8 protein-coding genes are annotated in these 6,582 nt (G+C 60.7%); 5 read left to right on the plus strand and 3 right to left on the minus strand.

Going from position 1 to position 6,582, the window contains the following annotated elements:
* Positions 1–56: 56 nt before the first annotated feature.
* A complete protein-coding gene (locus AC1DYF_RS37280; RefSeq protein WP_477883582.1) occupies positions 57–659 on the plus strand; it encodes a transglutaminase-like cysteine peptidase in 603 nt (200 codons plus the stop codon).
* Between the two features lie 131 nt (positions 660–790).
* Here AC1DYF_RS37280 and AC1DYF_RS37285 read toward each other — a convergent pair whose 3' ends face one another.
* Entirely contained in the window at positions 791–1,105 is a 315-nt protein-coding gene (locus AC1DYF_RS37285) for a DUF6949 family protein (RefSeq protein WP_477883583.1), read from the minus strand.
* Positions 1,106–1,233: 128 nt separating this feature from the next.
* Between AC1DYF_RS37285 and AC1DYF_RS37290 the strand changes: the two genes are divergently transcribed.
* The 3 genes from AC1DYF_RS37290 to AC1DYF_RS37300 all read left to right on the plus strand — a co-directional run bounded on the left by AC1DYF_RS37290 (position 1,234) and on the right by AC1DYF_RS37300 (position 4,072).
* Positions 1,234–1,959 carry a hypothetical protein gene (locus AC1DYF_RS37290; protein ID WP_477883584.1) on the plus strand — a complete coding sequence of 242 codons (726 nt, stop codon included), beginning with the start codon at positions 1,234–1,236 and terminating at the stop codon, positions 1,957–1,959.
* A 350-nt stretch (positions 1,960–2,309) separates the two neighbouring features.
* Entirely contained in the window at positions 2,310–3,704 is a 1,395-nt protein-coding gene (locus tag AC1DYF_RS37295) for a D-alanyl-D-alanine carboxypeptidase (RefSeq protein WP_477883592.1), read from the plus strand.
* A gap of 101 nt (positions 3,705–3,805) precedes the next feature.
* A complete protein-coding gene (locus AC1DYF_RS37300) occupies positions 3,806–4,072 on the plus strand; it encodes a hypothetical protein (protein WP_477883585.1) in 267 nt (88 codons plus the stop codon).
* Positions 4,073–4,076: 4 nt separating this feature from the next.
* On the opposite strand, the gene AC1DYF_RS37305 is transcribed toward AC1DYF_RS37300, so the two are convergent.
* Together AC1DYF_RS37305 and AC1DYF_RS37310 are read right to left on the minus strand one after the other, a co-directional pair.
* Entirely contained in the window at positions 4,077–4,511 is a 435-nt protein-coding gene (locus AC1DYF_RS37305) for a DUF1489 family protein (protein ID WP_477883586.1), read from the minus strand.
* Between the two features lie 52 nt (positions 4,512–4,563).
* Positions 4,564–5,961: an L-serine ammonia-lyase gene (locus AC1DYF_RS37310; RefSeq protein WP_477883587.1), complete on the minus strand. Its 1,398-nt coding sequence runs from the start codon at positions 5,959–5,961 to the stop codon at positions 4,564–4,566.
* Between the two features lie 152 nt (positions 5,962–6,113).
* Here AC1DYF_RS37310 and AC1DYF_RS37315 point away from each other — a divergent pair.
* A partial coding sequence (locus tag AC1DYF_RS37315; RefSeq protein ID WP_477883589.1) for a DUF599 domain-containing protein occupies positions 6,114–6,582 on the plus strand: 469 nt, incomplete at its 3' end.

Here is a 6,582-nt window from a genome sequence, read left to right on the forward strand (position 1 = left end):
TCGCGTCGGATAAAAAACTGTGTGTCATTGTCTCAGCATCACGGGGAGACAAGAACATGCAGATCAAAAGCATCGTGACGGGACTCTACACTTGTATTCTACTTGGCGCAGCAGCCAATACTGCATATGCCTATTCGCCCAACATGATGACGCTCGGACGCACCAATCCGCCGATCGGCCATTACCAGTTCTGCCAGGAATATCCCAAGGAGTGCCTGGGCAACGGCGCCGACCCCGGCCCGATCGAGCTCACGGAAGCCCGCTGGAAGACGCTCCTGCAAGTGAACTACAAGGTCAACAGCACGATCCAGCCCGAGACCGACATGGAAATCTATGGCGTCGAGGAAAAGTGGGAATATCCCAAAACCGTCGGTGACTGCGAAGACTATGTCCTGCTCAAGCGCAGGCTGTTGCAGCAGCAGGGCTTCTCGCCGGCGAATCTGCTGATCACCGTCGTCCTGCAGCCCAATGGCGACGGCCACGCCGTGCTCACTGTGCGCACCGATCGCGGCGATTACATTCTCGACAATATGCGCAACAAGGTGCTGCTCTGGTCGGACACCGAATACACCTATCTCAAGCGGCAGTCGGTCAAGAATTCCGGCCAGTGGGTCAAGATCGAGGACGATCACTCGCCGGCCATCGGCAGCGCGGAATAGTGGCGGAAGGTCAATTGGGATCTTGCTGCTGAACAGTTAAAGGACCGGTCACGTCCCCAATCCCCGTCCCGACCGGCCCTGTCTGGCCGGCCCCGCGTCCCCGGGGCCGGCCTTTTTGTTATCGTGCGCTGTCATGCGCCCAGGAAATGCACCACCTGCAGCACAACAAACCCGTAGATCGTCGCCCAGCCGGCGGTGATGAGCGCGCCGCTCAAAATATCGCTACGGCTATAGGCGCCTTCGCGCCATCCTTCCGCGACCCGGTCGAACAGCAGCGCTGGTCCGGCGAGGAGCGCCAGCAGCCAAGGCGTCCACCGCCGCTCGATCTGAAAGCCGGCGCCTTGCTCCGGCAGGCCTTCCAGCATGGTTCGCGCTGCATCGAGAATCGCCAGTGGCACGGCAAGGCCGACCACAAGGCATATGAAAACGTCACCACCAGACATCATGACAGTACTCTACGCGTCGATTGTTTTGACGATAAGCAGCAACCTTCGTGCCAAGCTCAACTGTTCCAGCCTGGCACAGGCAAGGCTGGTTCAGAATACGTACGGTTAACCTTTCCCCGGACGCTGCTATGGCGAGCGATGAGACTGATGATAAGGCGTTGCCGCTTTTATCCAATGGGTTTCTACTGAAACTCACAGCTTTGATTGGCCTGCTCGCGATGCTGACTGCAGCGCTGACCGTGGCCGGCAAATATTACGGCGACCGGCTCGCCATGGACGACCATACCGAGTCGCGCGAACGCATCCACATCGTCGTCGGCCAGGACGTGCTGGCGCTGCCGGCCAATATGATCCGCTTCCAAAACCAGCGGCATGACGGCCAGGCGGATGCGGTCAGCGTCTATCTCTCCTGGCCGGAGCTCGATGGCTACACGGCCAGTTCCAACGGCCGTTTTTCCGACCCGTCCGGCTCGCAGGACCTTATATTCATTGAATTTTCGCAGAGCGTCATGTCGCGCGACATGTCAGGTCGGCTAGGCCCGATCTATAGCCGCCTCTTCACCGGCGATCCGCAGGCGGGGCCAGCGGGACTGATCCTCCATCATCTCGATCCAAAATCAGGATTCAGCAATGAGGCCGTGCTGACCGGCATGACCAGGACTGGCGAAGCCTATGTCGTCCGCTGCCTCCTGCCACCAGCCGATGCCAAGCCCACCACGGCGGATTGCCAGCGCGACATCCATGTCGGCCATGACCTTACGCTGCTCTATCGATTCTCATCCGAACTTCTGCCCGACTGGGAGATGCTGGATGCAAAAATGCAGGCTTTTGCGCACCAGCATATCCAGAACTAAGCCGGCCTCTGCTTCGCGTCCGCTGTTCGAAACGGGACGAAGCTACGGAAATTTCTCGCAAATGCACAGAAATGCATAAACCCATAGGCCGGAATAAACTGATTGGTAACCCTGACAAACTAGATTTCTCTTTCAAGTCCACTGGGTCCGAGCCCCGGCCAGTCCAACAGCAGCGAAGAGTTAGCATAGTGTTCCAATCCAGATTCCAGTTGCCCGATGTTATGGGCAAGATCGTCAAGACCCTTTGCTCCGTGGTTCTGGCAGTGTCGCTGGGATTCGGGCTGGCCTCTGAAGCAAACGCATCGGCGCGGCCGGCGGCTATCGTCGTCGATGCCAAGACCGGCAAGGTGATGTACCAGGAGGATCCGGACGGCCTGCGTTATCCGGCCTCGCTGACCAAGATGATGACGCTTTATCTCGTCTTCGAAGCCTTGGAGACGGGCCGGATTTCGCTCAATACAAGGGTTCCGGTTTCCGACCATGCCGCCAACCAGGCGCCGTCCAAGCTCGGCGTCCGGGCTGGTGGATATTTTACCGTCGAACAGGGCATCCTGGCGATCGTGACGCGCTCGGCCAATGACTGCGCCACCGCCTTCGCCGAATTCCTCGGCGGCAGTGAACCGCGCTTTGGCAAGATGATGACCGCCAAGGCCCGCAGCCTCGGCATGAACCGGACGGTCTACTATAATGCCAATGGCCTGCCCGATCCGCGCCAGGTGACGACCGCCCGCGATCAGGCCCGTCTCGGCGTTGCGCTGCGTAAGCACTTTCCGGAATATTTCGGCTATTTCTCCACCCGCATGTTCCATTACGGCCGGCAGAACATTCCAAGCCACAACCGCCTGGTTGGCTCCGTTCCTGGCGTCGACGGTATCAAGACCGGTTATACCCGCGCCGCCGGATTCAATCTGGTGACGTCTGCCCAGCTCAACGGCCGCTCGGTCGTCGGCGTGGTGCTCGGCGGCACTTCGACGCCGCAGCGCGACAGCAAGATGCGCCGCCTCATCGAAGCCTATCTGCCGCAGGCCTCGCGCCGCGGCGAAGATGACACCTTCGTCTCCATGCGCTCGAAGAATTCCGTCGAGACGGCTTTCGCCGAACAGACCAAGGACGAACCGGCCGAGAAGGCTGCCGAAGTCGCCACGGCCGACAGTGATGTCGATCTGCCCCACAAGGGCCCTATGCCGGAGACGCGTTACACCGCCGACGATCAGACCTCAGCTGACCAGACGACGGACGATCAGGCTTCCAACGATCAGGCTTCCAACGATCAGGGCGATAGCGACGATCAGGAAGTGGCGTCCACCGACACGTCGAGTGACAATGATGCCGGCAACATGGTGCCCGTTGTGCGTGCCAAGACAATCCGCATGTCGAGCAAGAAAGTCGCTCAGATCGATGCACCCGTTCCCGCGGAAGACCTGACCCGTTCGATGCCGAAGCTTGAACCGAAGACGGAGCAGAAGGTCGATACCGTGACCACCGCCTCCACCAAGTCCGAGCCTGCTCAGAAGGGCTGGGTGATCCAGGTCGGCGCAGCCCCTGGCAAGGAAGAGGCGATGGGTCTGTTGCAGAAGGCGCAGGATAAGGGCGGACGGCTGCTGCGCTCCGCCACGCCGTTCACCGTCGCCTACAATTCCATGTATCGCGCCCGTTTCGGTGGCTTCCGCGACCAGGATGAAGCGGTCAATGCCTGCAAGGCGCTGAAGCGCCGCGGTGTCAGTTGCTGGGCAAGCCTGCGGTAACAAAAATAGGGGTGGCCGTGTTCAAGGCCACCTTCTGAAATCCGGCTGACAAGCAGCCGGATCCCGTCGAAACCTCGATTTGTTTGGTGTACGAGGCAGATATGGCGCAGAATGGAAATTCCAAGGATTTTCCCACCGAGGGCCAGAAGCGCCCGACCAAAGGGATGGGCTTGCTGCCGCTTCACGAAGCGGCGATGCGCCTCGCCAGCATGGGGCTTGATCGCTCGCATGCGAAGACCCGCGACCTCGTCGCCATGCTGCTCGGCCACGGCGCCCGCGCCTGGCGCGGCAGCCAGCCGCTCGCAGAACTCCACCTGCATGTGACGACGCCACTAGGTAAATATCCGGTCCGACTCAGGCTGCGCTAAACCTTCAAAGCAGTCCCAGTTCCGCCAGCTCGCGCTTCAAATCCGCCGGCATGTCGGCCTTCTCGCCTTCGCCGAACAGGTCGGCGGGCACATCCTTGGCTTCGAGATAACGCCAGCCCTGGAAAGGCCGCTTCGGCTGCGGCATGGTCTCGATCACTTCCGGGCCGAGGATCAGCTTGCAGCGGCCGATGCCGTCGGCATCGGTGAATTCCTCGATGTCGAGCAGCTTCTGCCGCGCAGAAAGCTGGCCCTTGATCACCCAATAGAGCGAGCCGCCTTCGAGCAGGTCGGCCTGCCGTTTCGGCACCATGCGGGTGATGTGATAGGAATGCGGCTCACGGCCCTCGGCGATTGCCTTCAGGCAGCGTTCCGCCACCCATTCCCTGAGGTCCTCGATGGACTCGGCGCCGACGCACAGTTTGATAAGATGAAGTGCCATGGCCTTTTCATCCGCCAATGCGCCGACGCCGTCAATTCGGAAATCGAGGATATCAACACTCGACGACATTGACGGCGAGACCGCCGGTGGAGGTTTCCTTGTATTTCTCGCTCATGTCGTTGCCGGTCTGGCGCATGGTCTCGATGCAGGCATCGAGCGGCACAAAATGCTGGCCGTCGCCCTTGAGCGCCAGTGACGCAGCGGTGACTGCCTTGACGGCGCCCAGCGCATTGCGCTCGATGCAGGGCACCTGCACAAGGCCGGCAACCGGATCGCAGGTCATGCCAAGATGGTGTTCGAGCGCGATTTCGGCGGCATTCTCGACCTGTTCGGGCGAAGCGCCCATCACGGCCGCAAGACCGGCCGCCGCCATCGCCGCCGCAGAGCCCACCTCGCCCTGACAGCCGACCTCGGCACCGGAGATCGAAGCATTGTGCTTGATGATACCGCCTACCGCCGCCGCCGTCAGCAAGTAGTCGCGGATGCCGTCCTGGTCCCAGTCTTCATGGAAATGCTGGTAATAGCGGATCGTCGCCGGAATGACGCCGGCGGCGCCATTGGTCGGGGCCGTGACGATGCGGCCGCCGCCGGCATTTTCCTCGTTGACCGCCATGGCGTAGACGGAGAGCCAGTCATTGGCGAGCAGCGGGTTGACCTTATTCGAACGCCATTCTTCCTGTAGCTTGTCATGGATCTGCTTGGCGCGGCGCCGCACCTTCAATCCGCCTGGCATGATGCCATCGACGGCAAGCCCGCGATCGATGCAGGAGCGCATCGCATTCCAGACCTTGTCGAGCTTTTCGTTCAGAGCCTCGCGGCTCATCGTCATCTCTTCATTGGCGCGTTTCATCTGGGCGATCGTCAAGCCCGAGCGCGCCGCCATGTCAAGCATCTGCTTGGCGCTGGCAAAGGGATAGGGCACCTTCTGGGCTTCGGCCTTCCTGGCGTTGCGCATCTTTTCCAGCTCGAGGTCCGTGACCACGAAGCCGCCGCCGATCGAATAGTAGACCTGCTTGAGCAGAAGCCGCCCTGCCCCGTCGAAAGCCTGGAACATCATGCCGTTGGCATGGCCCGCAAGCGGCGTCTTTTTGTCCAGCGCGAGATCTTCCTTCGGCTGGAAATGATAGGCCGGGTGGCCGGGCGGTATGATCTGGCCGGTGCGTTGCACATCCGCCACCATTTCGTCCATCTTGTCAGGATCGATCGTATCGGCCTTGGCGCCGGTCAGGCCCAGGATCACCGCTCTGTCCGAGCCGTGGCCGATACCGGTATAGGCGAGCGAGCCATGCAGGCTGGCCTTGATCGCCGCAACCTTGGCGCCGGCCGGCCGCGGCCAATCGGGCGACAGGATCAGGTCGAGAAACATGTTCGCCGCCGTCATTGGCCCCATCGTATGCGAACTCGACGGGCCAATACCGATCTTGAAGACGTCGAACACCGAAAGAAACATTGGCTACCACCTTGCTGCCGAAATCGGGAATGTCGCAAACTAATCTAGTTCGCTGCGTGCCGCGCGCCGAACTTCCGCCAGCGGCTGGCATCCGCGYGACATGATTCCCTGCGAAACTTTCATATAGGCGCGAATCCGTGCAAGGAGAAGGCATGACCATCATTGACTATATCGCCGTGCTTTTCTTCGTCGGTTCGTGGGCGCTGTTCACCTGGGTTTCAGGCGCGGAGCGCCGGTTCGGGCGGATCAGCCTCACCCGCGCCATGGCGATCCACCGGGCCAACTGGATCAGGACGTCGCTGACCCGCGATCTCAAGATGATCGACACGGCGATCATGGCCGGACTACAGAACGGCACGGCCTTCTTCGGCTCAGCCTCACTCATTGCTCTCGGCACGTCTTTCGCGCTGCTCGGTGCCACCGATCAGGCCGAGGCATTGTTCCATGACTGGCCGATGCTTTTCCACAGCAGCCGCACTGCTTTCGAAATCAAGGTCGGCGGCTTGTCGGCCATCTTCGCCTATTCCTTCTTCAAGTTCGGCTGGTCCTACCGTCTGTTCAACTATTGCTCGATCCTGTTCGGCAGCACGCCGATGTACAGCGAGGCGATCAAGGATACGC

It is taken from the genome of Rhizobium sp. P2_G9, assembly GCF_056403475.1.